Origin of the sequence: Citrobacter telavivensis (assembly GCA_009363175.1) — a bacterium.
Taxonomy (GTDB): domain Bacteria; phylum Pseudomonadota; class Gammaproteobacteria; order Enterobacterales; family Enterobacteriaceae; genus Citrobacter_A; species Citrobacter_A telavivensis.
In genome coordinates this window covers 1805934-1832251 of sequence record CP045205.1, presented here as the reverse complement: position 1 = coordinate 1832251, position 26318 = coordinate 1805934, and the positions used below count along the sequence as shown (strand labels likewise).

The 26318-nt window shown below is 52.2% G+C and carries 27 protein-coding genes, 1 rRNA gene and 2 pseudogenes; 17 read left to right on the top strand and 13 right to left on the bottom strand.

The window, feature by feature from the left end:
- Positions 1-71: 71 nt before the first annotated feature.
- Together GBC03_10945 and GBC03_10940 are read right to left on the bottom strand one after the other, a co-directional pair.
- Positions 72-566 (bottom strand): regulator, encoded by a 495-nt coding sequence (locus GBC03_10945; protein ID QFS73975.1) that lies wholly within the window; start codon positions 564-566, stop codon positions 72-74.
- A 50-nt stretch (positions 567-616) separates the two neighbouring features.
- The gene (locus GBC03_10940; GenBank protein ID QFS70681.1) at positions 617-850 is read right to left on the bottom strand and encodes a Cro/Cl family transcriptional regulator; all 234 of its coding nucleotides are present in this window, start codon (positions 848-850) and stop codon (positions 617-619) included.
- Positions 851-965: 115 nt separating this feature from the next.
- Between GBC03_10940 and GBC03_10935 the strand changes: the two genes are divergently transcribed.
- From GBC03_10935 to xis, 8 genes are all read left to right on the top strand, one after another.
- Positions 966-1376, top strand: coding sequence for a helix-turn-helix domain-containing protein (locus GBC03_10935; protein ID QFS70680.1), 411 nt, complete (start codon positions 966-968; stop codon positions 1374-1376).
- Positions 1377-1838: 462 nt separating this feature from the next.
- Positions 1839-2033 carry a DUF1482 family protein gene (locus GBC03_10930; protein ID QFS70679.1) on the top strand — a complete coding sequence of 65 codons (195 nt, stop codon included), beginning with the start codon at positions 1839-1841 and terminating at the stop codon, positions 2031-2033.
- Complete coding sequence (locus tag GBC03_10925) at positions 2033-2191, top strand: hypothetical protein (protein ID QFS70678.1); 159 nt, start codon at positions 2033-2035, stop codon at positions 2189-2191. Before GBC03_10930 ends, GBC03_10925 begins: the two co-directional genes overlap by 1 nt.
- 85 nt (positions 2192-2276) lie before the next feature.
- Complete coding sequence (locus GBC03_10920) at positions 2277-2564, top strand: DNA breaking-rejoining protein (GenBank protein ID QFS70677.1); 288 nt, start codon at positions 2277-2279, stop codon at positions 2562-2564.
- A 127-nt stretch (positions 2565-2691) separates the two neighbouring features.
- Positions 2692-5700, top strand: a complete 3009-nt coding sequence (locus GBC03_10915; GenBank protein QFS73974.1) for an exodeoxyribonuclease — start codon at positions 2692-2694, stop codon at positions 5698-5700.
- Between the two features lie 10 nt (positions 5701-5710).
- Positions 5711-6793, top strand: a complete 1083-nt coding sequence (locus GBC03_10910; GenBank protein QFS70676.1) for an enterohemolysin — start codon at positions 5711-5713, stop codon at positions 6791-6793.
- 41 nt (positions 6794-6834) lie between these two features.
- Positions 6835-7074 (top strand): DUF4060 family protein, encoded by a 240-nt coding sequence (locus tag GBC03_10905; protein QFS70675.1) that lies wholly within the window; start codon positions 6835-6837, stop codon positions 7072-7074.
- 46 nt (positions 7075-7120) lie between these two features.
- Positions 7121-7405: an excisionase Xis gene (gene xis, locus GBC03_10900; GenBank protein QFS73973.1), complete on the top strand. Its 285-nt coding sequence runs from the start codon at positions 7121-7123 to the stop codon at positions 7403-7405.
- Here the strand turns inward: xis and GBC03_10895 are convergent.
- The 6 genes and pseudogenes from GBC03_10895 to rseD form a co-directional block, all read right to left on the bottom strand.
- On the bottom strand, positions 7383-8612 hold the full coding sequence (locus GBC03_10895; protein ID QFS70674.1) for a DUF4102 domain-containing protein: 1230 nt from the start codon (positions 8610-8612) through the stop codon (positions 7383-7385). The two genes, xis and GBC03_10895, sit on opposite strands and share 23 nt — an antisense overlap.
- A gap of 528 nt (positions 8613-9140) precedes the next feature.
- The gene (rseC, locus tag GBC03_10890; GenBank protein ID QFS70673.1) at positions 9141-9620 is read right to left on the bottom strand and encodes a SoxR-reducing system protein RseC; all 480 of its coding nucleotides are present in this window, start codon (positions 9618-9620) and stop codon (positions 9141-9143) included.
- On the bottom strand, positions 9617-10573 hold the full coding sequence (gene rseB, locus GBC03_10885; protein QFS70672.1) for a sigma-E factor regulatory protein RseB: 957 nt from the start codon (positions 10571-10573) through the stop codon (positions 9617-9619). Before rseB ends, rseC begins: the two co-directional genes overlap by 4 nt.
- Positions 10573-11223, bottom strand: coding sequence for an anti-sigma-E factor RseA (gene rseA, locus GBC03_10880; protein ID QFS70671.1), 651 nt, complete (start codon positions 11221-11223; stop codon positions 10573-10575). The genes rseB and rseA overlap by 1 nt, the downstream gene beginning before the upstream one ends.
- 31 nt (positions 11224-11254) lie before the next feature.
- Positions 11255-11830, bottom strand: coding sequence for an RNA polymerase sigma factor RpoE (gene rpoE / locus GBC03_10875; GenBank protein ID QFS70670.1), 576 nt, complete (start codon positions 11828-11830; stop codon positions 11255-11257).
- Positions 11827-11992, bottom strand: a pseudogene (rseD, locus tag GBC03_10870) (rpoE leader peptide RseD). The gene rpoE and the pseudogene rseD overlap by 4 nt, the downstream one beginning before the upstream one ends.
- 274 nt (positions 11993-12266) lie before the next feature.
- Here rseD and GBC03_10865 point away from each other — a divergent pair.
- Both GBC03_10865 and nadB read left to right on the top strand, forming a co-directional pair.
- Positions 12267-12405, top strand: a pseudogene (locus tag GBC03_10865) (L-aspartate oxidase).
- Positions 12377-13999, top strand: a complete 1623-nt coding sequence (gene nadB, locus GBC03_10860) for an L-aspartate oxidase (protein ID QFS70669.1) — start codon at positions 12377-12379, stop codon at positions 13997-13999. The pseudogene GBC03_10865 and the gene nadB overlap by 29 nt, the downstream one beginning before the upstream one ends.
- On the opposite strand, the gene trmN is transcribed toward nadB, so the two are convergent.
- A complete protein-coding gene (gene trmN / locus GBC03_10855; protein ID QFS70668.1) occupies positions 13984-14721 on the bottom strand; it encodes a tRNA(1)(Val) (adenine(37)-N(6))-methyltransferase TrmN in 738 nt (245 codons plus the stop codon). The genes nadB and trmN overlap by 16 nt on opposite strands.
- Positions 14722-14852: 131 nt before the next feature.
- On the opposite strand from trmN, the gene srmB reads away from it, so the two are divergent.
- Complete coding sequence (gene srmB, locus GBC03_10850; GenBank protein ID QFS70667.1) at positions 14853-16187, top strand: ATP-dependent RNA helicase SrmB; 1335 nt, start codon at positions 14853-14855, stop codon at positions 16185-16187.
- A 45-nt stretch (positions 16188-16232) separates the two neighbouring features.
- Here the strand turns inward: srmB and grcA are convergent, their stop codons facing one another.
- Entirely contained in the window at positions 16233-16616 is a 384-nt protein-coding gene (gene grcA / locus GBC03_10845; protein QFS70666.1) for an autonomous glycyl radical cofactor GrcA, read from the bottom strand.
- A 317-nt stretch (positions 16617-16933) separates the two neighbouring features.
- Between grcA and GBC03_10840 the strand changes: the two genes are divergently transcribed.
- Positions 16934-17623, top strand: coding sequence for a uracil-DNA glycosylase (locus GBC03_10840; protein QFS70665.1), 690 nt, complete (start codon positions 16934-16936; stop codon positions 17621-17623).
- A 33-nt stretch (positions 17624-17656) separates the two neighbouring features.
- Here GBC03_10840 and GBC03_10835 read toward each other — a convergent pair whose 3' ends face one another.
- On the bottom strand, positions 17657-18694 hold the full coding sequence (locus tag GBC03_10835; protein QFS70664.1) for a tRNA/rRNA methyltransferase: 1038 nt from the start codon (positions 18692-18694) through the stop codon (positions 17657-17659).
- Between the two features lie 206 nt (positions 18695-18900).
- Here GBC03_10835 and trxC point away from each other — a divergent pair, with 206 nt between their 5' ends.
- The 5 genes from trxC to GBC03_10810 all read left to right on the top strand — a co-directional run bounded on the left by trxC (position 18901) and on the right by GBC03_10810 (position 24620).
- Positions 18901-19320 carry a thioredoxin TrxC gene (gene trxC, locus GBC03_10830; GenBank protein ID QFS70663.1) on the top strand — a complete coding sequence of 140 codons (420 nt, stop codon included), beginning with the start codon at positions 18901-18903 and terminating at the stop codon, positions 19318-19320.
- Between the two features lie 68 nt (positions 19321-19388).
- Positions 19389-20087 (top strand): DTW domain-containing protein, encoded by a 699-nt coding sequence (locus GBC03_10825; GenBank protein ID QFS70662.1) that lies wholly within the window; start codon positions 19389-19391, stop codon positions 20085-20087.
- 35 nt (positions 20088-20122) lie between these two features.
- Positions 20123-22783 (top strand): protein lysine acetyltransferase, encoded by a 2661-nt coding sequence (gene pat / locus GBC03_10820; protein ID QFS70661.1) that lies wholly within the window; start codon positions 20123-20125, stop codon positions 22781-22783.
- Positions 22784-22896: 113 nt separating this feature from the next.
- Positions 22897-24252: a CDP-diacylglycerol--serine O-phosphatidyltransferase gene (pssA, locus tag GBC03_10815; GenBank protein QFS73972.1), complete on the top strand. Its 1356-nt coding sequence runs from the start codon at positions 22897-22899 to the stop codon at positions 24250-24252.
- Positions 24253-24296: 44 nt separating this feature from the next.
- On the top strand, positions 24297-24620 hold the full coding sequence (locus GBC03_10810) for a YfiM family lipoprotein (protein QFS70660.1): 324 nt from the start codon (positions 24297-24299) through the stop codon (positions 24618-24620).
- On the opposite strand, the gene GBC03_10805 is transcribed toward GBC03_10810, so the two are convergent.
- Positions 24617-25915, bottom strand: coding sequence for an MFS transporter (locus tag GBC03_10805; GenBank protein ID QFS70659.1), 1299 nt, complete (start codon positions 25913-25915; stop codon positions 24617-24619). The genes GBC03_10810 and GBC03_10805 overlap by 4 nt on opposite strands.
- Before the next feature lie 280 nt (positions 25916-26195).
- A 5S ribosomal RNA gene (gene rrf / locus GBC03_10800) occupies positions 26196-26311 on the bottom strand.
- Positions 26312-26318: the final 7 nt, after the last annotated feature.

Here is a 26318-nt window from a genome sequence, read left to right as displayed (position 1 = left end):
AGAGAAACCTTCCTGCATCAGTGTTTTTTCAACCTGGTCACGAACAAAACTTCCCCAACTCATAACGCCTCCTACATGACACCCGGCGCCATAGCCGCGATACCACTCAGAACCTGAACGACAGCCTCACCCGGCAGCATATTCAGCAGATGTTCAATCCCTTCCCTGACCTCTTTCACCAGTTGATGCGTAGGCGCATTCAGCATTACGGCCTGTTTCGCCTCGCTGATTTCCTTCTCCATCGCTGCAAAACGCGTCATGAAACAATCCTGTCCGATAAGGCGCCCACGAAATTCCAGCGGTAAAACAGCCAGGATTGCCGGAGCCAGCTGACGGATGTTTTCGCGCGCATATCCGGTGTCGCTGTCCAGCCAGCGGAAAAGCTTCTGTCGCTTACGGCTCAGGTCGTCAGGAAAATCCAGCCCGGCGCCGCCCTGCCGCTCCCATTCCTCAACGATGATCCCGGCAACCACATCCTGGTTGTCCAGCGATGCCGACCACGCACGAACGGCAGCCCGAATCTGGTCATGCTTATCCGCCTGATGCTGGTGATTGCGATTTATCATCGCTGCCGGTTTAAACCCGGTATTTTGTTGGAATGATATTGATTGCACGGTTATGTCCTCGCATCCTGCCCGGGCAACCCATCGGTGGGGTTTGGGTAAATATCTGAACGCATTTGATGAGGTGTAATTCTCCAGCTGAGAATCTCGCACAATGGAATTACGCGCTCGGGAGGTATTTGATTGTTTAACCAGCTACTTACTGCCTGTGATGTCGTACCAATCCTGCTTGCTATCTCGGTTTGAGTCATAAGCGCACAGATTGTGTTTTTGAGGTCAATGCCCATTGCTGTCTCCTTTACGATACAAGGAAAGGCTACAACATGAAAAAAAACTTTTCAATTATTAATGAAAAATAATTTTGCAATGATACCCGCAAGCTTAACTTGTAGAATTGAAGTCATGAAAAAAGCACCGCATGAAATCTTTGCCCTTCGCCTTCAACAGGTGAGAGATGAAAGAGGATGGAATCTTTCAGATATAGCCCGGAGAGCCATGGTTACTCCCCAGGCCGTTCAGCAATGGGCTAAGGGTGAGACTGCTGCCAGAGGAGTCAGGCTCAAGCGATTAGCTGCCGCAGCGGGAAAACCCGAACATTGGTTTTTTACCCCTCCAGATGGTACTGATGAGGACTCAACACTACCTCCAGTCAGGGAGTTGGATCAAAAAGAAGAAGCCCTTCTTAATCTGTTCAATCAGATGCCTGAAACTGAAAAACTTCGCCTGATAATGCATGCCAAGGCGATGCTACATGAGTTAGACCTCCTAAAAGGTGATGTGCTAAACATCATTCAAGACCTCAACGACAAATAATCATTTCATTGGAAATCAATGAAGTGGTTATTTTTTCACCCTAAATTGAAATAAAATTTTTCAATATCTCTTGATGAATGAAAATTCTTCTTGTATCGTTATCTATATCGACAACAAGCGCATCGTTGTCAGGTGATAAACGTTCTGGCAGCCGGGAAGACGGCAAGGGGAAAAGTATGGAAAAGGCATACGAGGAATACTTTGAAGGTCTCGCCGAGGGCGAGGAAGCACTGAGTTTCGCAGAATTTAAAGAGGCTCTGTCATGAAAACCACCATCTCAATTCCTAACAGCGGACGCGCCGTCCCAATGCGGAACATCCGTACCGGCGCAGCATGGCAGGTTTCATTCGACTACCGAGACGGCACCTACTGGCACGAACCGCAGGGAAATCTGCGCAACATTCGCCGCCCGTATGCCTCACGAACCATCGAACCGAATCTTGTACCTGCGGGGACACACTGATGGGAACTCTGTACGCATTAGTGCTGACGATCGCCATGGCAAACGGAGACTTCCAGGAAGGCATCATCGGCGTATACGGAAGCAAGGAACAGTGTGAATCCGCAGCCAGTGAGCAAAGCAGTATCACTGATTGTTATCCGCTCGAAGGTATCGTTCAAAACGGAGAGTTGCCAAAACACTTTAAGGACAGGTGATGAAAAAAGAATGTGGTTATTGCCACAAGCCTGTTGAAGAAGGCGCAGAAGTAAAGAGCACCCTGCTCTATCTCAACGGCTCGCAACTGGCACAGAAAGAAAAAGAATATTGCTCTAAACAATGCGCTGAATACGACCAGATGGCGCACGAAAGTTAATTAGTACCCCTGAAATATGAAATGAAAAATTCGCCATTAATTTGGCGCGGCTTCTTACACCCTTAATTTAATAACTGGAGATGTTATGGAAATCGTAAAAATCGAAATGAACCTGAAAGCAGTGAATAAAGAAGTGGCTGTATTCAACTGCGAGAAGAAAGTTTCAGGCGTTATTCATTCAGCCGATACGGGCGCGGTCACGGTCATTCTCGACGGTGGCTATGTGTTCGGCAAGTTCGACTGTCCTCTCTGCGCTGTAGAGGCAATTTCAATGCTGTCCGTGAAAGTGAGTGATGGCGATAACGCCGGGTTTGGTAACTACCGCAGCTATAAGCTCGATTACTCAGAAAAAGTTTTCAGCACCGTTCATTAAGAAAAAGCCCACACAAGGTGGGCTTGCCCTGTCCGGTCTCACCGACCAAAGCGAACCGGACATAACAACCAGATATATCGGGGTGCTGTTAAGGCCCCTCTATTCTACACGAAGTGAGGATAAAATAATGAGTGGAACTAATCCCGTATTTTTAGTCCGCAAAGCAAAGAAATCATCAGGCCAGAAAGATGCTGTTCTCTGGTGCAGCGATGATTTTGAAGTGGCAAATGCAACACTGGATTATCTCCTGATTAAATCTGGCGCAAAGCTGAAAGATTATTTCAAAGCTGTCGCTACTAATTTCCCTGTTGTTAACGATCTGCCGCCGGAAGGCGAATTGAGCTTAACCTTTTGCGAATTCTACCAGCTCGGCAGCGACAACATGACCTGGGCGCAAATTCCAGGCGTGACACTTCCATCATCTGAAGCCGTTGCCGCCGCTCGTCAGCGTATCGTTGATGGTGTTGATACCGAAACAGGCGAAGTGCTGGAAGACCATACAGAAACCTTTGGCAACGAAGATAACGCCGTAAAGCCTGGAGATCTCCCTGCTTACGCTTACAACGTCAACGGCGAACTGATGGAGGAAGTGGAAAAGGAAATGAACCAGCCGGTCGCCAGAATGAGCGAACGCCACCGCATACTTTCTCAGTTCATTCTTGATGATGCCTTCTCACATCACGTGACACCGGTACAGCTCGCCGAAGTAAGCCGCCTTGAACTGGACATGAGTAACAGCTATATCCAGGACATGTTGCTTGCCTGCCATAACGTACCAGCCATTCAAAAGCTGGATACCCCAAACCTGTGGAAATTTACTGACGCCTTTAAACGAATTTTCCCGCAGGACAAACGACACACCCTGCATTTGATGATGAATTTTGCACAGGCATTTGTTGATACAGAATACATCGATCGTGGCCTGCTCGTTAAAGAATGGGTGAAAGGCAATCGTGTGTCTGAAATTAATCGCACACCATCTGGCGCGAACGCCGGTGGCGGTAATAAGACTGACCGTCTTACTCCACTGACAAAAACCGGGCTCGATTATGAAATAGCACTTGGCCTGATCGCCCGTAACAAAGAGTTCGATATTTACAGCCCTTCCTTCGAGATCGATGTTGAAGCCAACGCCATTATGAATCTCTCCCGCTCAGGGGAAGATAACGTACTCGATGAATTTATTGCGACCTGCAAATTGTTTGAAGAAATGCCTGGTGGGATGGATTACTCCCGCGCCTGCAATGTCGCTACGGTAAAAACAACGCCAGAGGAACTGTTTAAATCTCCTTTCCGTCATCGCGAGTATCTCAATCGTGTCATGACTGAAACCGACCACGCTCACCCGGATGAAATGATCGTTGATATCGCCTGCGGTCGCTCATCAATGCCAATGCCTCAGAAGGTAACAGCAGAAGAAGTAAATAAAATCCTTGCGGCTTCATGTGGTGATTACGTTGAAGGAATCAGCGACCCGAACGATCCGAAATGGGTGAAGACAGAGACAAGCCAGCAGACCACACAACCGGAAAAAGCTGCCGATGGCATTTTTGACGCTGCCGCTTTAATCAAGAACTCTTCGACTCATGGCACTAAAAAGGATCCGGAGACCACCAGCAATGTGCAGGTTCAAGAAACTAACGGTGATGAAAAACAGGCTGGTGATGCGCTGTACGCAGGCGAAAGTAATCTGGGGAATGGTGAAGAAGCAGATGCCGGAGAGCAGGCCATTCTGAACCAGAGTCAGGCTGAAACGCACCAAAATGACGACTCAGTAAACCATTCTGAACCAGAAGCGCAACAAAATGCGCCGGAAACGCAACAGGAGGAGCCAGCACCGGAGTGGCCGTCATACTTCGAGCCTGGACGTTATGAAGGCGTGCCGAACGACGTTTATCACGCCGCGAATGGTATCAGTTCAACGATGGTGAAAGACGCACGAGTGAGCCTGATGTATTACGACGGCCGCCACGTATCTAAAACCATAAAGAAAGAACGCTCCAAAGTTCTGGATATGGGAAATCTGGTGCACGCGCTGGCGTTACAGCCTGAAATTCTGGATGAAGAGTTCAGCATTGAACCGGTTATCCCGGAAGGCGCGCTCACGACGACAGCAACGATCCGCGCTGTTATCGACGACTACAACAATGGTCTGCCAGTGCAGCTCAGCGCAGACGATATTAAAAGGTTCCTGGAGGAATACAACGCCACCATGCCACAGCCAGTTCCGTTAGGCGATGATGTCACCCAGACTGGTGAAAGCTACATGTCTTTACCACCTGAATTCCAGCGTGTGGAGGAAGGCCAAAAAGTCACAGCAGCAAAAATGAAGGCGTGCATCAGGGAATACAACGCCACTCTGCCAACGCAAATGAAAACCAGCGGTAGCCGTGACACGCTACTGGAGCAACTGGCAATCATCAATCCTGATCTCGTTGCGCAGGAAGCACAAAAACCTCAACCGTTGAAAGTATCCGGCACGAAAGCGGATCTGATTCAGGCAGTGAAATCCGTCAAACCCGACATAGTGTTCGCCGACGAGTTGCTTGACGCATGGCGAGAAAACCCAGGCGATAAAATCCTGGTTACCCGTCAGCAGTACGCTACCGCGCTGGCTATCCAGTCTGCGCTCTACACCCACCCTGAAGCAGGCAAGTTACTGCAAAACCCAACACGTGCCGTTGAAGTCAGCTATTTCGGCATTGATGACGACACCGGGCTTGAAATCCGTGTTCGCCCGGATGTTGAACTCGAGTACGAAGGTCTGCGTATCGGCTTCGACCTGAAAACAATCAGCATGTGGGATGTGAAGGAAGACGCCCTGAAATCACGGCTTCACCGCGAAATAACCATGCGCGATTACCACCTCAGCGCCGGTATGTACTGCAACGTTGCCGACCTGGACAAATTCGCGTGGATCTTCGTGAACAAAGACGAGGGTTATCACTGGGTGGCTGTTGTGTGGGCTTCGGAATCACTGCTGGAACTCGGAAAGCTTGAGTATCGCCAGACGATTCGTTCCATCGCGAACGCCATGGACACAGGCGAATGGCCAGCACCGATAACTGAAGACTACACCGACGAACTGAACGATTACGACCTGCGCCGTCTCGATGCGCTTCGTGAAATGGCTTAAGGGGGAAACTATGGAAAACAAAAACATAACTGTTGCCGATCAGAATGCAGTAGTTAACTCAAATATTGCTTTGTTTGACTCGCAGTATCTGAACGCTATCAGTGCATTCGCTCAGATGATGTCCCAGGGTGCTGCAACGGTTCCTCGCCATCTGCAGGGCAATGCAGCAGATTGCATGGCAGTAGCTATGCAGGCCGCACAATGGCAGATGAATCCTTTCGCTGTGGCGCAGAAAACGCACCTGATCAATGGCGTTCTGGGTTACGAAGCACAACTGGTTAACGCAGTTATTTCCCGCAGTGGCGTACTGGCAAGCCGTTTTGAATATGAATGGTATGGCCCATGGGAAAAGGTCATCGGCAAGTTCAACATCAGAAAAGGTGAAAAAGGCGAATATCGCGTACCGGGTTGGACAATGGCTGATGAAGAAGGTATCGGCATCATTATCAAAGCGCGCCTGAAAGGTGAGGATCAACCGCGAGAACTCGACCTGTTGCTTGCTCAGGCACGCGTTCGTAATTCCACTCTCTGGGCTGACGATCCGCGCCAGCAACTTGCTTACCTCGCAGTGAAGCGCTGGGCTCGCCTTTTCTGCCCTGACGTCATTCTTGGCGTCTATACGCCAGACGAACTCGATGAGCGGGAAGAGAAGATTATCAACCCCGACCAGAGCACCCAAAGCATCACCATGCAGGATATTAATGCCGATAACCTGCAGACCACCAGTACGCAGGAAGCTGATGTAAACATCGATGATACGGCAGAGAAATTCCGTGCGCGCATTGATTCGGCTGAGACGCTGGAAGATGCAACCGCTGTGGGAAACGATATCAATACGGCAAAACCTGCATTAGGTACGGCACTGTTCACTGAGTTGAAAAATAAAGCTACCCGCCGTTATCACCTGGTTAAGCATCGCGCCATGCTTGATGAAGCAATCAACGGTCTGCCACAGCCTGGCACACCAGACGCTGCAGCATGCTTTGAAGTGGTAGAGAAAAAACTCTCCGCAGCGAAACGGCATCTTGGCGACGAACTGCACGATAAGTACCGCATAACTCTTGACGACATGAAACCGGAATACATCGGCTAATTGAATAGGGAGGGGTAACACCCTCCCTCACAGGGGGGTTTATGCGCCTTATCAATCGCAGTAAACAATCACCATTGGGCCGCCGGGCATGTGATGCAGCACTGACAAAGCATGTTGAACGATACGGTGACTATGGTCGCAGCGACAGGAAGGAAACATACACAGTGAACGTGGACGGCGTGAAGATCTGGGTAGAAGTGGTCAACCGTCATAAGAGTTATGTGGCAACCGCTATGACTGGCATGCGCCGCCTGAGAACTCTGCCTGGTCGGTTTAACTGATAACGAATAATCAATAACGGCCCCGGTCGGGGCCACTGGAGAGATGATGAGCGAAAAAATTGAAGACTTCGATCTGATGAGCACACGCGAAATTTGCTGCCAGTTGCGGATCTCCGCCAGAACACTGGAGCGTTATCGTAAGCGACCGAGCGACAGCAATCCTTTCCCTGAACCAGACTGTTCATACATGGGGGGATCCAACAAATGGCTGAAAACCAAAGTTCACGAGTGGCAAGTCAGAGAAATGTCACGTCCAGTACGGCGCCCAATGTCGCATCTGAATCTTCAGCGTGACAGCAAAGGTCGGATCATCCGGTCTGACGTGGCGTGAACTCCAGAACATCGGGCTCGATGATGCTCATCAGTCGGGCCCACCATTTACTGTACGCCTCTCTCATCTCCTCGATATAGGTGTGCTTATCGTACACCGACCACACACCAGGTAGTTTATGGCCCAGCATCATCTCGGCGATGTGTGGTTCCGTCAGTTCAGAAAAATTCGTTCGTGCTGTCCGGCGCAGATCATGAATAGTAAAATGCGGCACCTGCTCGTTATAGGCCTTCAACATGAATTTCACCAGGTTGCTGCTGATGCTCATGTGGAATCCCTCGCTCATCGGCTTGTCTTCGTATTTCGAGAAAACAAAACGGCCCGGTGCCAGATCAATAGCCCGCTTTATCAGCGGGAGCATCTCAGGGATGATTGGGCGGATTATAGGCTTCTTACTTTTCCGTCCTGTTTTGTGATTTTCCCATGGTACGGTCCAGGTGCCTTCCTCAAAATCGAAATGCGAAACTTCAGCCTGCCGGAGTTCGCCTACCCTGCACGCCCAGACCAGGGACAATTTATAAAGAATTTTATTTCGCTCAATAAGACGGGAATCCTCTATTGCTCGCCAGACAATCGCCAGTTCTTTTCTGTCCAGGGTTCGTTCACCCATTTGTTTCTGGATACCGAAATCACGGCCAGACATCTCTGACAACGGGTTCACCTCCAGCAACTGGCGTTTAACCGCCCACGAATAGCACTGCCGACCGTTACTTATTACGCGCCGGGTGATCTCGCTGTACCCTTGCGCCAGCCGGTCCAGAACCGTAAGCCAGTTGTGAAGCGTCAACTGATGCGCCGGATATTTCCCAAGCTTAGGGAAGACGTGAAGCTCGAACGTACGCAGTATTTGCCCGGAGGTCTCTTTCTGAATGCAGACCATAGAATGCCATTCGCGGAAAAGCTCTTCGAATGTGTACTGACTGTTAATTTTGGCTTTGTCGAGATTTTGCCTGATGCGCGGATTCTCGCCGCGGGCAAGAATAGCGGCCCACTTCGTCACTTCGTCGCGCGCGGCTTTCAACCCGAATTCCGGGTAGCTGCCGATCGTCATCTTGTCTTGTTTTCCCAGGAAGCGGAATCGGTAGAAAAAGGTAACGGCACCTTTCTTAGAAATGCGCACCCACAGACCGTCCCGGTCTGCCTTCTCTTCAACTTTATCGCGTTCGCGCCCCAGGCACGACTTTAGATAACTATCTGAAATAGTCATGGTTTGTCCCTACGTGTGTCCATCAGAACAGTTGGTTCTGTGTCCATCATAGAATATGGACGCACTGGTGGACACAAAAACCATGACTTATGATGTCGCAGGTTGACTGTACATGCAACCAGTATTATTTTTGTGAAAGCTTATTTAGTGGGGTTTTTGAGGGGATTCTGTCGGAGGTTTGCGGAGGGTGACGTGGTGTCAGTTATCGATGTGAGCAATGATCGAAAAGTTACGTATGTTCTTCATATAGTGTAATTATTGTGCCTTACGCCTGGTTGGACAGGCTTTGAGAAGTCGCTGTTCTGAGCTTAACGTCTGTTTAACTGAAACGCCGCATTCTACACTACAACGCGAAGGCGAGGAAATGTTCGTAGAGTCAGGATAGCGGGAACTGGAAACGGCATCGCTTTTCTGATGTAAAACATCGTAAAAGAAGCATGATGCCCGATGGCGCAAGCTTATCGGGCCTACTGGGCTTGCCGATCGTTAGCAGGCCGGATAAGGCGAAGCCGCCATCCGGCAAGAATATCATGGGGTCGTTTCGGCAGAGGGTGTTTCAACGCGAATCATATCGGGCGGGAGAGCAACATTAAGAATAATGGGCTGCCAGGCTTCGCGTGCGGCAAGTTTGCGGGAATAACCGCGGGCAATCAGGAATCCGCCGACGCCACCGAGTATCGCGCCGCTTAACGCCGCAAGATCAGAGCCAAACAGCACCTGAAAAAGCGATGCGATGAGAAATAACCCCACCAGCGGCGACAGATAAACCAGCATGGCGGAACCTAACAGGCTGCCTTCGGCAATCCCCAGTTCCACTTTCTGGCCCGGCTCTAACGGCACATCGCTCGCCACGACAATGGTATGCGTGGTTTGCGGCCCCAGTTTGTTCAGCACACGGGTGCCGCAACCGGCGCGCGAAGCACAACTGCTACAGGACGCTTTCACATCGCAACTCACCAGCGCTTCGCCGTTTTGCCATGAAACCACGGTAGCCCACTCTTTAATCATTGTGAGGCTCCAAACTTAATGGTGTCGGCAATACGCTTCGCAGTCTGCGGCGGCAATTCACCCACGATGGTGATTTCCACGTTGTCGCGTACGCTGGTGCTGACCGTTCTGCGTCCGGTGCGCAGCATCTGATCGGTGCTGGCCTGAGTCGCCCGGTTTACGTTAACCGAAAAGCTAAACAGACCGTCAGAGTAGAGACGCGATTCAATCGGCATATTGTCCATCGTTGGCAACGGTCTGCGACCGCTGGACACCTCGCTAAACCCTTTCGGAAGCCAGGTTGGATTCCAGTTGAATTTCGCTTTTTCACCCGCCGGAACGGAAAGCAGCGGCGGCAAACTGGCTTTCGCCAGCGTCTGCATGCTGCTACCCACATCCTGATTCACGGTGAAGGCGATCACCCGGAACTGCTCTAACGTTTCGCCATCGCGATCGAGAAGATCAACCCGCATTGGCAGCTTCGTTTCAGTATCCATCCAGACGATATAGCTGTAACGCGTACCATCACGCGCCACCACGCGAATCACTTCACACAGGTGATCGGCAATACGGGTACGGCCCACCGCAATGAAATCATAGTAGGGGGCGAGACGTTTGAAATCGGTATAGATAAGCGATGGCAGGGAGTCGACGATGTAGTCACCGTTCAGGGTGAACGGTTCGAGTCCAGGCTCGAAATAGCTGATTTCATTCCCACGCTGGACCACTTCACGACGCGGACCATCCATTTGCAGCAGTTGCGCAAGCGGACGATTTTCCAGGCGTGCATGGCGATAGCGCAGAGACTCAACGCCTTGTTTCGTAATGCTGACGAATGACAGCTCGTAATTGAGTGACTGGCTGGCCACGTTCATCTGCTGCAACAACGCCCCGGACGCAGTGTTGGCCGAGGCGTTGACAGAGAAGAACAGGCTACCCGTCACAAGTGACATGGCAAACCAAAGTTGCTTCATTACTGCGATTGCGTTCCTAGAGTTTGAATTCCTGGCACCTGAACAGCGGCTTGCTGTGTCTGTGCCTGCTCAAACTGAAGCTGTTCGGAGTGCAGTCGGCGTTGCAGTTCGTAATCCTGCAACATAGCGTTGATCCGACGACGCTGCTCCTGTACCTGCTGCTGTTGCCCACCGTTTGCGGTCGCATCAGAAGGTACTCCCAGGCTTACCGGGCTGGCTTTACCCATCATCGGCAAAGTATTGAAGACCGGTGTTTCAGGCTGCTGGGACGTTTCAGATTGTCCATTATAGTGCTGGACACCAACGATAACTGCAAGCGATACGCACGCGGCAACACCCATTTGGGTAAGTTGCGCGGCCCACGGACGCATTTTTTTCCAGAACGGCATTTTCTGCCATTGCTGCGGCGCAGGCTGGGCCTCTGGAATGAATGGCACCGTCTGGCGTACCGGCTCATCTTCAATAGCGGCCATTACGCGAGCGGAAATATCGAAATGAAGAACCTCAGGTGTATCACCCCGCATTGAATCACGGATCAGGTGATAGCCTTCCCAGGTTTTTTGCATATCCGGGTCGTGAGCCAGTTCATTAAGCAACTCACTATCCAGCGTCTCGCCATCCATTAAAGCGGAAAGTTTTTCTTTCTGCATGCCTAATACCTTTTCCAGTATCCCGCTATCGTCAACGCCTGATAAGCGGTTGAACTTTATTATCAATAGCTTCCCGCGCTCGGAAGATACGTGAACGCACCGTACCCACCGGACAATCCATGATAGCGGCTATCTCTTCATAGCTCAGGCCATCCAGCTCCCGCAAGGTTATTGCCATGCGTAAATCTTCCGGGAGGGACTCAATAGTTCGGAAAACTATCTGTCTCAGTTCTTCTGACAACATTAAGTTCTCAGGGTTCGAAATTTCTTTCAGCGCACCGCCACTTTCGAAGTTTTCTGCTTCAATCGCATCAACATCGCTTGATGGCGGACGACGCCCCTGAGCCACCAGGTAATTCTTCGCTGTATTCACCGCAATGCGATACAGCCAGGTATAAAAAGCACTATCTCCCCGGAACGAATCCAGCGCACGATAGGCTTTAATAAATGATTCTTGCACCACATCGGGAACATCGCCCGACGGTACATAGCGGGAAACCAGACTCGCCACTTTATGCTGGTAGCGTACTACCAGTAAATTGAAGGCTTTCTGATCTCCCTTCTGGACCCGTTCAACCAGGACCTGGTCCGTTAACTGCTCGCTCATCCGAGGTAAAGTCTCCCCAAACCAAATTTCCACGCGTTCGCGAAACGCCACTCCATTAGCTGCACTATGAGCAAGCAACAGGTTAGAGTGTCTCGTTTTCGTAAAGTTCCGTTACGCATCTGTTTTTTGTTTGTCATGTTGTAGACGGTCATTATCTCTCATTATAAGTCTACAGAGTCCGAACAACGCACAATACCCTAAATAATTCGAGTTGCGGAAAGGGGCGACGCAGTGAATCCCCGGGAGCGTACTCCAGTACGTGACTGGGTAAGCGAGGAAAGCCAACGCACATGCAACCTGAAGTATGAAGGGTATATTGTTTAGAAATGCCCATAAACCGCGAGCAGAGTAACCCAATGGCCACTTTATTTCATCATCTAATCTGGAGCTTACGGCCTGCCACGCAAAATGAGTTACCTGTCAGATATCCGTTTACATCGCGCTTCTTTGTTTAGCCATTACAACACAACTGAAAATAAAACGTGCTGAATCGCCAATTGTGGTGCTATGCTGGCCAAACAATGTTTAGTAAATTAAACAAAAATCATGAAAACCACTCCAGATCTTTCTTGTGACGTGTTAATTATCGGTAGCGGCGCTGCCGGACTCTCGCTGGCGCTGCGTCTGGCTGAAAAGCACCAGGTTATCGTGCTGAGTAAAGGCCCCGTCAGTGAAGGCTCCACCTTCTATGCGCAGGGCGGGATTGCCGCCGTTTTCGATGAAACCGACAGTATTGATTCACATGTGGAAGATACGCTCATTGCTGGCGCCGGTATTTGCGATCGCCATGCGGTGGAGTTTGTCGCCAGCAACGCCCGCCCCTGCGTACAGTGGCTGATTGACCAGGGCGTGCTGTTTGATACTCAGGTCCAGCCTAACGGTGAAGAAAGTTACCATCTGACGCGTGAAGGCGGCCATAGTCATCGTCGCATTTTGCATGCCGCCGACGCCACCGGCAAAGAGGTGGAAACCACGCTGGTCAGCAAGGCGCAAAACCACCCGAACATTCGGGTACTGGAACGCAGTAATGCCGTCGATTTAATCATCTCCGATAAAATTGGCCTGCTCGGCACGCGACGCGTCGTCGGAGCATGGGTCTGGAACCGGAATAAAGAAGCGGTGGAAACCTGCCACGCGAAGTCCGTCGTGCTGGCGACCGGCGGTGCATCCAAGGTGTATCAATACACGACGAATCCGGACATTTCCTCCGGCGACGGTATTGCAATGGCCTGGCGTGCAGGATGCCGGGTCGCAAACCTCGAGTTTAATCAGTTCCACCCTACCGCGCTGTATCACCCTCAGGCACGTAATTTCCTGCTCACCGAAGCGCTGCGCGGAGAAGGCGCCCATCTCAAACGCCCGGACGGCACACGGTTTATGCCGGACTTTGACGCACGAGGAGAACTGGCGCCGCGCGATATCGTCGCCCGCGCTATCGACCATGAGATGAAACGTCTTGGCGCGGACTGCATGTTCCTCGATATCAGCCATAAACCAGAAGCCTTCGTGCGTCAGCATTTCCCGATGATTTATGAAAAACTGCTGGGGCTGGGCATCGACCTGACCAAAGAACCGGTGCCCATTGTGCCGGCGGCACACTACACCTGCGGCGGCGTGATGGTTGACGACTTTGGTCGCACTGATGTGGATGGCCTGTATGCGATCGGGGAAGTGAGTTATACCGGCCTGCACGGCGCGAACCGCATGGCCTCAAACTCGCTGCTGGAGTGTCTGGTGTACGGCTGGTCCGCAGCGGAAGATATCGACAGACGAATGCCTTATGCCCGTAGCGTCAACACCCTGCCCGCCTGGGATGAAAGTCGCGTGGACAACCCCGACGAACTGGTCGTTATCCAGCATAACTGGCATGAGCTGCGGCTGTTTATGTGGGACTATGTGGGGATTGTACGCACCACCAAACGCCTGGAGCGCGCCCTGCGCCGTATCACCATGTTACAGCAGGAGATCGACGAGTATTACGCCCATTTCCGCGTCTCGAATAATTTGCTGGAGCTACGCAACCTGGTACAGGTTGCTGAACTGATTGTCCGCTGTGCAATGATGCGCAAAGAGAGCCGGGGTCTGCACTACACGCTCGATTACCCGGCGCTGCTCGAGGATTCAGGCCCATCAGTGCTCTCACCGTTAAATGCTCACATAAACAGATAAAATGCCTGGGTCAGCGCCGTGTAACCTTCAGAGTAACGTTGATCCGGCCCGCGAATCACCAGCCTGTCGCTAAAGCATTCTCCCTTCTTTGGGGAGAATGCCAGCAGCACCCGATGCGGCAATCGCGCCTGGGTTTCAGCAACGTCAGTGCGTAGCCGTAAATGCCAGCCCATATTTAACGCCTGCTGCGTGAAGGTATTGCCGATATTTTCCGGCAGCACGACGCACAAGAACCCCTCTTCCGTGATAAGCCCCGTCGCCGTCGCTAACAATGCGGAATGATCCAGCATCGTGGTATAACGCGCCTGCTCCCGCTGCGGCGTGGCACACTCGACACCCTGCTCGTAATAAGGTGGGTTGCTGATGATAAGGTCATATTTGACGGTCTGGCGCGCAGCCCAGAGTTGAACATCTTCGGCCTGTACGATCACCCGATCCGCCCATGGCGATCGGGCAACATTTTCTTTCGCCTGTGCGGCGGCGTCGCTATCCAGCTCCACGGCATCGACGGTGACGCTTTCATCGGTACGCTGCGCCAGCATCAGCGCCAACAGGCCGCTGCCGGTCCCGATATCAAGGATCCGCTTTACACCTGCCACCGGTGCCCATGCCCCTAACAGAATCCCATCTGTACCGACTTTCATCGCACAACGATCGTGCGCGACAAAAAACTGTTTAAAAGTAAATCCATTACGACGAAGGACGGATGTAGACTGAGGCATGAATTAAAAACCTTGCAGGAAAAACGGCAACAGCACCTGGTGAAAACAATACCTGAGAAGCGATATCCATACAAACAGATGAAGATTGCAGCCGTAACGTCTATAATCAGCGCCCCACACAGAGGTAGAACATGACTGTAACGACTTTTTCCGAACTTGAACTCGATGAAAGCCTGCTGGATGCCCTCCAGGAAAAAGGTTTCACTCGCCCGACCGCCATTCAGGCTGCCGCCATTCCGCCTGCGCTCGAAGGCCGTGACGTACTCGGTTCTGCGCCGACAGGCACCGGTAAAACGGCGGCGTATCTGCTGCCAGCGTTGCAGCACCTGCTCGACTTTCCGCGTAAAAAATCCGGTCCGCCGCGTATTTTGATCCTGACGCCGACACGCGAACTGGCAATGCAGGTCGCCGATCATGCCCGTGAACTGGCCAAAAACACCCACCTGGATATCGCGACGATTACCGGCGGCGTAGCGTACATGAACCACGCCGAAGTGTTCAGCGAAAACCAGGATATCGTGGTCGCCACCACCGGGCGTCTGATGCAGTATATTAAAGAAGAGAATTTTGACTGCCGCGCCGTGGAAACGCTGATCCTCGACGAAGCTGACCGAATGCTGGATATGGGCTTTGCCCAGGACATCGAGCACATCGCCGGGGAAACGCGCTGGCGTAAACAGACTATGCTGTTCTCCGCCACGCTGGAAGGCGATGCGATTAAAGATTTCGCCGAGCGTCTGCTGGAAGAGCCGGTTGAAGTCTCTGCGACACCATCAACCCGCGAGCGTAAGAAGATTCATCAGTGGTATTACCGTGCGGATAACTTCGAGCACAAATTCGAACTGCTGAAGCACCTGCTGAAACAAGACGACGCCACCCGTACCATCGTATTTGTCCGCAAACGTGAGCGCGTGCACGAACTGGCTGAAAAACTGCGTCTGGCGGGGATCAACAACTGCTATCTCGAAGGTGAGATGGCGCAAGTCAAGCGTAACGAAGGTATTAATCGTCTTACTGACGGTCGCGTTAACGTGCTGGTTGCCACCGACGTTGCCGCGCGTGGAATCGATATTCCAGACGTCAGCCACGTGATTAACTTCGACATGCCGCGTAGCGGAGACACCTATCTGCACCGTATTGGCCGTACGGGCCGCGCCGGTCGCAAGGGGACGGCAATCTCGCTGGTTGAAGCGCACGATCACCTGCTGCTGCTGAAAATTGGTCGCTATATCGAAGAACCGCTGAAATCACGGGTGATTGATGAGTTGCGTCCAACTTCACGCGCGCCGAGCGAAAAGATGACGGGCAAACCGTCGAAGAAAACGCTCGCGAAACGCGAAGAGAAGAAAAAAGAGAAAGACAAAGATAAACCGCGTGTGAAAAAACGCCATCGCGATACCAAAAACATTGGTAAACGTCGCAAGCCGAGTACGGCAACGACACCGCAGGAATCAAACGAAGAATAAAAAAACGCCGGGGGAAACCCGGCGTTTTTATTTAAACGTTAAGCCTTACAGGCTTTCAGTAAAGGTACGAGCGATAACGTCGCGCTGCTGTTCCGGCGTCAGTGAGTTAAAGCGCACGGCATAGCCAGAAACACGGATAGTCAGTTGCGGATATTTTTCCGGATGCTTAACCGCATCTTCCAGCGTTTCGCGACGCAGAACATTAACGTTCAGGTGCTGACCACCTTCCACACGAACTTCCGGTTTTACTTCCATCGGAATTTCGCGGTACTCAATTTCACCCAGTTTGCTGACCGCTACCACGTCGTCTTCGGCAAAACCGGCTTTCGCCACGATGCAGCGTGCTTCGCCTTTTTCGCTGTCCAGCAGCCAGAAGGAATTCAGCAGATCGTCATTAGCGGCTTTAGTAATCTGGATACCTGTAATCATTGTGATGCCTCCCCGGCAAATTATTTGATTAGGGTTGGCCGGCTCGCGGCCAATTGGTAAAACCATTGTTGCTTGAGTGTATATATACCCCCCTAACACCCTCGATTCATTGATTTAAATCAATAAAATCCACACATCAAACAGGGTGATTGGATGATTTTATTGTTTTACATCAACTTACGCCATATACAGACATAAACTTTTTACACAAATTTTCAACTTTATTAAGTGCATAGCACACACCGCTGCGGAGAGCATTTTGCGCCATCGAAAGAAGCAGTTAAGCTATGGTGATTAAAAATTCGCAGGAGAGCGAGATGGCCACTGAATTAACCTGGCACGATGTGCTGGCTGAAGAGAAACAGCAGCCCTACTTTATGAATACGCTGCATACCGTTGCCGGAGAGCGTCAATCCGGGATAACGGTTTATCCGCCGCAAAAAGATGTGTTCAATGCGTTTCGCTTCACCGAGCTGGGTGATGTTAAGGTCGTGATCCTTGGACAGGACCCGTACCACGGCCCCGGTCAGGCGCATGGTCTGGCGTTTTCCGTTCGCCCCGGTATTGCCACGCCCCCCTCGCTGCTGAACATGTATAAGGAACTGGAAGGGTCAATCCCCGGTTTCACTCGTCCTGCCCACGGTTATCTTGAAAGCTGGGCGCATCAGGGGGTTCTACTGCTCAATACGGTATTAACCGTGCGGGCGGGTCAGGCGCATTCTCATGCCAGTCTGGGATGGGAAACCTTTACCGATAAAGTGATCAGCCTGATTAACGAACATCGTGAAGGGGTAGTTTTCCTGCTCTGGGGCTCTCATGCGCAGAAGAAAGGCGCGATTATTGACAAGAAACGTCACCATGTTCTGAAAGCGCCTCACCCCTCACCGCTCTCGGCGCATCGTGGGTTCTTTGGCTGTAACCATTTTGTCCTGGCGAATCAGTGGCTGGAACAACGCGGCGAAAAGCCGATTGACTGGATGCCTGTTTTACCGGCAGAGAGCGAATAAAAAAATGCCAGCGATTCGCTGGCATTTTTTCTGTCAGGCTTTGTTCTGACGCCACCATTCGGCAAGCAACACACCGGTTGCCACCGAGACGTTCAGGCTTTCAACGTGACCCGTGCCATCAATTTTCACGCACAGATCGCTGGCATCACGCGCCGCATCTGGCAAACCGTCAAATTCCTGACCTAACACCAGCACCATTTTCTCTGGCAGTTCGGTTTTAAACAGCGGCTTGCCGCGTTCGCTGGACGTTGTCACCACGGTGTAGCCCGCCTGACGGAAATCATCCAGCACATCAACGATGCTGTCGCCGGTAATCGGTTGAACGTGTTCGGCACCGCCTTCTGCGGTACGAATCGCCGCGCCGGATTCCAGCAGCGCCGCATCCTGCACCACCACGCCTTTCACACCGAAGTGCGCGCAGCTACGCATCATGCCGCCAAGATTGTGCGGGTTAGAAACATCTTCCAGCGCTAACACGCAGTCCTGCGTGCCCGCCTGGCTCACCCACTGCTTCACCGTGGTGCCGTTACGTTTTTTAATCAGGAAGCAGACACCGCCGTGATGCTCAGTTCCTGAGGCTTTCGTCAGTTCCGCTTCATCAACCACATGGTACGCTTTGCGGTTTGCCGCCATCCAGCGTAGTGCTTCTTTGAAACGTGGCGTGACGCTCTGAATGAACCAGGCACGGACAATCGCTTCCGGACGGCTCTGGAACAGGGCCTGACAGGCATTTTCACCGTAAACGCGGGTCTCTTCCGCACGCTGACGACGTAAGACTTCAGGATCAATAAAGCTTTTACCACTGATACCACCGTGATCGGCTTTTTCAGGCGTTTCATCACTCGGCGCGCGGGATACGGTCCGCCACGGCGAGTCTTCACGCTTGCGATCGCGGTTCTGAGGGGTTCTTTCATCGCGGGCGGGGCGACGGCCACCGTCGGCACGAGATTTTCCTGGACGCCCGCCACCTTTCCCGGTACGCGGGTTATGGGTACGTTTATCAGAATCATCATCACTGCGGACATACATCACTTTGACCTTGCCGCTTTTACTTTTCAATTCATCGTTCATGCTTTTCTCCACCAGCGCTGCGCGAAGCGCGCAGATTACCCGATGTGCACCAGGTTAGCCATTATTTCATTTAAAAGCTTATGACTATTGTACTCATTGAATAAAACAGATTGTCGTTTAAAACAGTCTCATCGATAATATGTAACATATTGGAAACATACCGGCATTTCTGCCGTTCAACACCCCGACGCATCCAGAGGTTTGTTATGAATACCGTTTGTACCAGCTGCCAGGCCATCAACCGCATTCCCGACGATCGGGTTGAGGATGCGGCAAAATGCGGACGCTGTGGTCACGACCTGTTCGACGGGGAGGTGATCAATGCGACCGGTGAAACACTGGATAAACTGCTCAAAGACGATCTGCCCGTGGTGATCGACTTTTGGGCACCGTGGTGCGGCCCGTGCCGTAACTTCGCCCCTATATTTGAAGATGTCGCCGAAGAGCGCAGCGGCAAAGTTCGCTTCGTGAAGGTCAACACGGAGGCCGAACGTGAGCTCAGCGCGCGCTTTGGTATCCGCAGCATTCCCACCATTATGATCTTCAAAAATGGTCAGGTTGTCGACATGCTGAACGGCGCGGTTCCCAAAGCGCCATTTGACAACTGGCTGAACGAATCACTGTAAACTCCGCGGGGCGCATCTTGTGCCCCGTATTCACCTCTGCGACAATAGCGTTTTTCAACGCATTCACTATGACTGAAAACGCTGTTCTCAAGCTTCGCGCTGAACGTCTGGCGCGCGCCACTCGCCCTTTTCTCGCCCGAGGCAATCGCATTCGCCGCTGCCAGCGCTGCCTGCTGCCGCTGAAACTTTGCCTGTGCGCGACGCTGTCACCCTCTCGGGCGACAAGCCGTTTTTGTCTGGTGATGTTTGATACGGAACCGATGAAACCGAGCAATACCGGACGTCTGATCGCCGATATTTTACCGGACACCGCCGCGTTTCAATGGTCACGAACAGAACCGCCGCAGGCCATGTTGGATCTGGTGAAAAACCCGGATTATCAACCGATCGTCGTCTTTCCTGCATCGTATGCCGGAGCCGAACGTGAGGTGATTTTTACCCCACCAACAGATAAGCCTCCGCTGTTCATAATGCTCGACGGCACCTGGCCGGAAGCGCGTAAGATGTTCCGCAAAAGCCCGTATCTCGACTCTCTACCCGTGATCTCCGTGGATCTGTCGCGTCTGTCGGCCTACCATCTGCGCGAAGTCCATGCCGAAGGGCAATATTGCACGGCCGAAGTCGCCATTGCGCTGCTGGATCTGGCCGGGGATACCGATGCGGCAAGCGGCCTGGGCGAGCACTTTACCCGCTTTAAAACGCGCTACCTTGCAGGAAAAACCCAACATCAGGGAAGCATCACAGCAGAGTCAGCAGAAAGCGTTTAGAATCATTCGGTCACTTCTGTGTAAGGGAAACCGGTATGAGTCAGCGAGGACTGGAAGCGCTTCTGCGACCAAAATCGATCGCGGTAATCGGGGCATCGATGAAGCCCAATCGGGCTGGTTATCTGATGATGCGCAACCTGCTGGCGGGAGGATTTAACGGTCCTGTCTTGCCGGTAACCCCCGCCTGGAAAGCCGTTCTGGGCGTCCTGGCCTGGCCCGATGTTGCCAGCCTGCCTTTCACCCCCGACCTCGCCGTATTGTGCACCAATGCCAGCCGCAATCTGGCATTGCTGGAAGCCCTGGGGGAAAAAGGCTGTAAAACCTGCATTATTCTCTCGGCCCCCGCCGCGCAACATGCAGAACTACTGGCCTGTGCGCAACGCTACAACATGCGTCTGCTCGGGCCTAACAGTCTTGGCCTGCTGGCCCCCTGGCAGGGGCTGAATGCCAGCTTCTCACCGGTCCCGATTAAACGCGGCAAGCTGGCGTTTATTTCTCAGTCCGCCGCGGTCTCCAATACCATTCTCGACTGGGCGCAGCAGCGGGAAATGGGGTTCTCCTACTTTATTGCACTCGGTGACAGCCTGGATATTGATGTCGATGAGCTGCTGGATTATCTGGCACGCGACAGCAAAACCAGTGCCATTCTGCTTTACCTCGAACATCTCAGCGATGCCCGACACTTTGTTTCTGCCGCCCGTAGTGCCTCACGCAATAAACCAATCCTGGTGATTAAAAGCGGCCGCAGCCCGGCGGCACAGCGGTTATTGCATACCAGCGCCGGAATGGATCCTGCCTGGGATGCCGCCATCCAGCGCGCCGGTTTGCTGCGCGTGAATGATACCCACGAGCTTTTTTCCGCAGTGGAAACGCTCAGCCACATGCGCCCTCTGCGCGGCGACAGGCTGATGATCATCAGTAACGGTGCCGCGCCTGCGGCGCTGGCGCTTGATCAACTCTGGTCACGTAACGGCAAGTTGGCCATGTTGAGTGAAGAGACCAGTCAGAAGCTGCGCGATGCTCTGCCTGTCCATGTTGAGATCGCCAACCCGCTGGACCTGCGCGACGATGCCAGCATTGAGCATTACACCCGAACGCTGGATATCCTGCTCGCCAGCCAGGATTTTGACGCGCTGATGGTGATTCATTCCCCCAGCGCCGCCGCCCCCGCAACCGAGTGTGCTCAGACGCTGATTGAATCCGTTAAGCATCATCCACGCGGGAAATTTGTCTCGCTGTTGACCAACTGGTGTGGGGAGTTTTCCTCCCAGGAAGCCCGCAGACTGTTCAGTGAAGCCGGACTCCCCACTTATCGCACCCCGGAAGGGACTATCACCGCGTTTATGCATATGGTCGAGTACAGGCGAAACCAGAAACAACTGCGTGAAACGCCGGCCCTGCCCAGTAATCTGACGTCCAACACGGCCCAGGCGCATGATCTGCTTCAGCAGGCAATTGCTGAAGGCGCGACCTCGCTTGACACCCATGAGGTTCAGCCGATCCTGCAGGCTTATGGCTTGCATACGCTCCCGACCTGGATTGCCGGCGACAGCATCGAAGCCGTCCATATTGCGGAACAAATTGGCTATCCGGTTGCACTGAAGTTGCGTTCGCCGGACATCCCGCACAAATCTGAAGTTCAGGGCGTCATGCTTTACCTGCGCACGGCAAATGAAGTTCAGCAGGCAGCCAACGCCATTATCGATCGCGTGAAAATGGCCTGGCCGCAGGCGCGGATCCACGGTCTGCTGGTGCAAAGCATGGCGAATCGTGCTGGGGCACAGGAACTGCGCGTGGTGGTTGAGCACGATCCGGTGTTTGGCCCATTGATTATGTTGGGTGAAGGCGGCGTGGAGTGGCGTCCTGAGGAGCAGGCCGTGGTGGCATTACCTCCGTTGAACATGAACCTGGCGCGCTATTTAGTGATTCAGGCGATCAAGAATAAAAAGATCCGCGGCCGCAGTGCGTTGCGCCCATTGGATGTTGCAGGATTAAGCCAACTGCTGGTCCAGGTCTCAAACCTGATTGTCGACTGCCCCGAGATCCAGCGTCTGGATATTCATCCGCTGCTGGCCTCCGCCGGTGAGTTCACTGCTCTGGACGTCACGCTGGATATCGCCCCATTCGAGGGCGATAACGAAAGCCGTCTTGCCGTTCGCCCCTACCCGCAGCAACTGGAAGAGTGGGTGGAGATGAAAAACGGCGAGCAATGTCTGTTCCGCCCTATCCTGCCCGAGGATGAACCTCAGCTTCAGCAGTTTATTTCCCAGGTCACCAAAGAAGATCTTTATTACCGTTATTTCAGTGAGATAAATGAATTTACTCATGAAGATTTAGCTAACATGACGCAGATCGACTACGATCGGGAAATGGCGTTTGTCGCGGTGAGGCGCGTAGAACGAACGGAAGAGATCCTCGGCGTGACCCGTGCGATCTCCGATCCGGATAACATTGATGCAGAATTTGCCGTGCTGGTTCGTTCCGATCTCAAAGGGTTAGGATTGGGTCGTCGATTGCTGGAAAAATTGATTACCTATACACGAGATCACGGACTGAGAAGGCTGAATGGTATTACGATGCCAAATAATCGTGGCATGGTCGCGCTGGCGCGTAAGCTTGGCTTTAGCGTGGATATCCAGCTCGAAGAGGGAATCGTCGGGCTGTCGCTGGATCTGGCTCCGCCCGAGGAATCGTGAGTAAGGTACTGGAAATGTTGACCACTTTGACGGGGACGGTGTTATCATTACCCGCTTATGTCGTCTGCATAGCACAGAGGACCCTTCAATGAACAGAGAAGAAATGCACTGTGATGTTGTCAAAATTTAAGCGTAACAAACATCAACAACACCTTGCCCAACTACCTAAGATTTCTCAATCAGTTGATGATGTCGATTTCTTTTATGCTCCCGCCAGGTTCAGGGAGACCCTGCTGGAAAAGATAGCCAGCGCGAAGCAGCGCATTTGCATTATTGCCCTGTATCTGGAACAGGACGACGGTGGCAAAGGCATTCTCAGCGCGCTATACGAGGCGAAACGGCAGCGTCCTGAATTGGATGTTCGGGTACTCGTCGACTGGCATCGTGCGCAGCGTGGACGTATTGGCGCGGCAGCATCCAATACTAATGCCGACTGGTATTGCCGGATGGCACATGAAAATCCGGGAGTCGATGTTCCAGTATACGGCGTACCGATCAATACCCGTGAAGCCCTCGGCGTTCTGCACTTTAAAGGCTTTATCATCGATGATAGCGTCCTGTATAGCGGTGCAAGTCTGAACGATGTTTATCTGCATCAGCACGATAAATATCGCTATGACCGCTATCAGTTAATCCGCAACGCCCGAATGGCTGACATCATGTTCGAATGGGTGACCCAGAACCTGATGAACGGTCGTGGCGTGAATCGTCTGGATAATACCCTGCGTCCGAAAAGCCCGGAGATTAAAAACGACATTCGTTTATATCGCCAGGAGTTACGCGACGCCGCTTATCACTTCCAGGGCGATGCCGATAATGAACAGCTGTCCGTGACGCCATTGGTCGGTCTGGGGAAATCCAGCCTGCTCAACAAAACCATTTTCCACCTTATGCCCTGTGCGGAGCATAAGCTTACGATTTGCACCCCCTATTTCAACCTGCCGGCAATTCTTGTCCGCAACATCATTCAACTGCTGCGGGAAGGGAAAAAGGTTGAGATCATTGTGGGAGACAAAACCGCCAACGACTTTTATATCCCGGAAAACGAGCCATTTAAGATAATCGGCGCACTACCCTATCTCTATGAGATTAACCTGCGTCGTTTCCTGAGCCGTTTGCAGTATTACGTGAATACCGATCAGCTGGTTGTCCGTCTGTGGAAAGATGACGATAACACCTACCATCTCAAAGGGATGTGGATCGATGACAAGTGGATGCTGTTGACCGGGAACAACCTCAACCCGCGCGCCTGGCGTCTGGATCTGGAAAATGCGATCCTGATCCACGATCCTAAGCAAGAATTGGCTGCGCAGCGAGAGAAAGAGCTGGCGCTGATTCGTACGCATACCACCGTCGTTAAGCACTATCGTGACTTGCAGAGCATTGCCGATTACCCGGTAAAAGTTCGCAAACTGATCCGTCGATTGCGTCGTATTCGAATCGACCGGCTGATAAGCCGTATTCTGTAAGCGAGACCCCGTCCTGAACGGGGTTTTTTCTATGGGGACCGCGGGTGCGCGTTATTTTTCTTCTTAGTGTCTTTATTTTGTCAGGCTGTAGCCATATGGCGCAGGACAGCTGGAGTGGGCAGGACAAAGCACAGCACTTTATTGCTTCCGCGATGCTCTCAGCCGCAGGCAATGAGTTCGCTCAACATCAGGGGATGAACCGCGATCGCAGTGCGATGGTGGGTTTGATGTTCTCGGTAGGTCTGGGGGCAGCAAAAGAACTTTGGGATAGCCGCCCCGCAGGGAGCGGCTGGAGCTGGAAAGACTTTGCCTGGGATGTCGCCGGCGCAACGACCGGCTATACCCTCTGGCAAATGGCACATCACTAGAGACGCAGACCTTTCCCTTTTCGATGCAACGTCAGCGAGACCAGAAATGCCACGATCGACATAGCGGTGACATACCAGAAGAACGAGGTCTCCATACCGACCGATTTCAGCGACAGCGCCACATATTCCGCAGAACCACCAAACAGCGCATTCGCCACGGCATAAGAAAGCCCCACACCTAGTGCGCGAACCTGCGCCGGGAACATTTCAGCTTTCAAAATACCGCTGATTGACGTGTAGAAGCTGACAATCAGCAGCGCACACATCACCAGACCAAATGCTGCATACGGTGAAGTCACATTCTGAAGTGCGGTCAAAATAGGCACAGTAAACAGGGTTGCCAGCGCACCGAAGCACAACATAGAGGTACGTCGGCCAATTTTATCTGACAGTGCGCCAAACAGCGGCTGCACGAGCATATAAACAAACAGCGCCGCCGTCATAATGCCGCTCGCCACATTGGCATGCATACCTGCGGTGTTCACCAGATACTTTTGCATATATGTAGTGAAGGTATAGAAGCACAGCGATCCTGCCGCAGTGAAACCCAGCACCATGATGAAGGCTTTGCGGTTACGCCATAACCCTTTCAGCGATCCCGCCTCTTTCAGCGCACGAGTTTCCTGCTTTGACGTTTCATCCAGTTGACGACGCAACCAGAGCGCCACCACCGCCAGCACAGCACCTAAAGCGAAAGGAATACGCCAGCCCCACTCTCTGAGTGCTGAATCTTCCATGGTCTGCTGTAAGACAACCACAACGAGCAGAGCCAACAGTTGACCGCCAATAAGCGTGACGTACTGAAAAGAGGCGTAGAACCCCTTACGGCCTTCTACGGCAACTTCACTCATATAGGTTGCGCTGGTGCCATACTCCCCGCCGACGGATAACCCCTGGAACAAACGCGCCAGCAATAACAGTGCCGGAGCCCAGGTTCCAATGGTTTCATAACCCGGCAGGTAGGCGATCACCAGCGATCCCAGACACATCATGCACACGGACAAAAGCATGGATTTCTTACGGCCATGTTTATCGGCGATACGACCGAATAGCCAGCCGCCAATAGGACGCATTAAGAACCCGGCGGCAAAAACACCTGCGGTTTGTAGTAGCTGCGTTGTCGTATTTCCGGAAGGAAAGAAGATGTGGGCAAAATAGAGCGAGCAGAACGAGTAGACATAGAAATCAAACCATTCAACCAGATTTCCGGATGATGCGCCTACAATTGCCCATATGCGACGACGGGTATCACTGTCAGTCAGTGACCCGTTCGCAGTTACACTGCTTTCAGTCATTAGAATGGTACTCCTGCCAAAGTTCCGATTGTTCTTTTCGGTTGTGTTTGCTGTCATTTTTAGTAAATGAAATGTTATATAATTGTTATATTTTATTATGAGACAGGGATCACGATTTTAATTAGCAGGGAAAGAATTTAGGAGTAAGCGCAGGAGATTTGAAAGGTTTAGAAGTAGATATAAACGCAAAAAGGCCATCCGCAGAATGGCCTCTTCACTGAACTGCAGATAAAACAAAAAAACCCATGCTTTCGCATGAGGTTTTCCTGTTTAATTTGATGCCTGGCAGTTCCCTACTCTCACATGGGGAGACCCCACACTACCATCAGCGCTACGGCGTTTCACTTCTGAGTTCGGCATGGGGTCAGGTGGGACCACCGCGCTACAGCCGCCAGGCAAATTC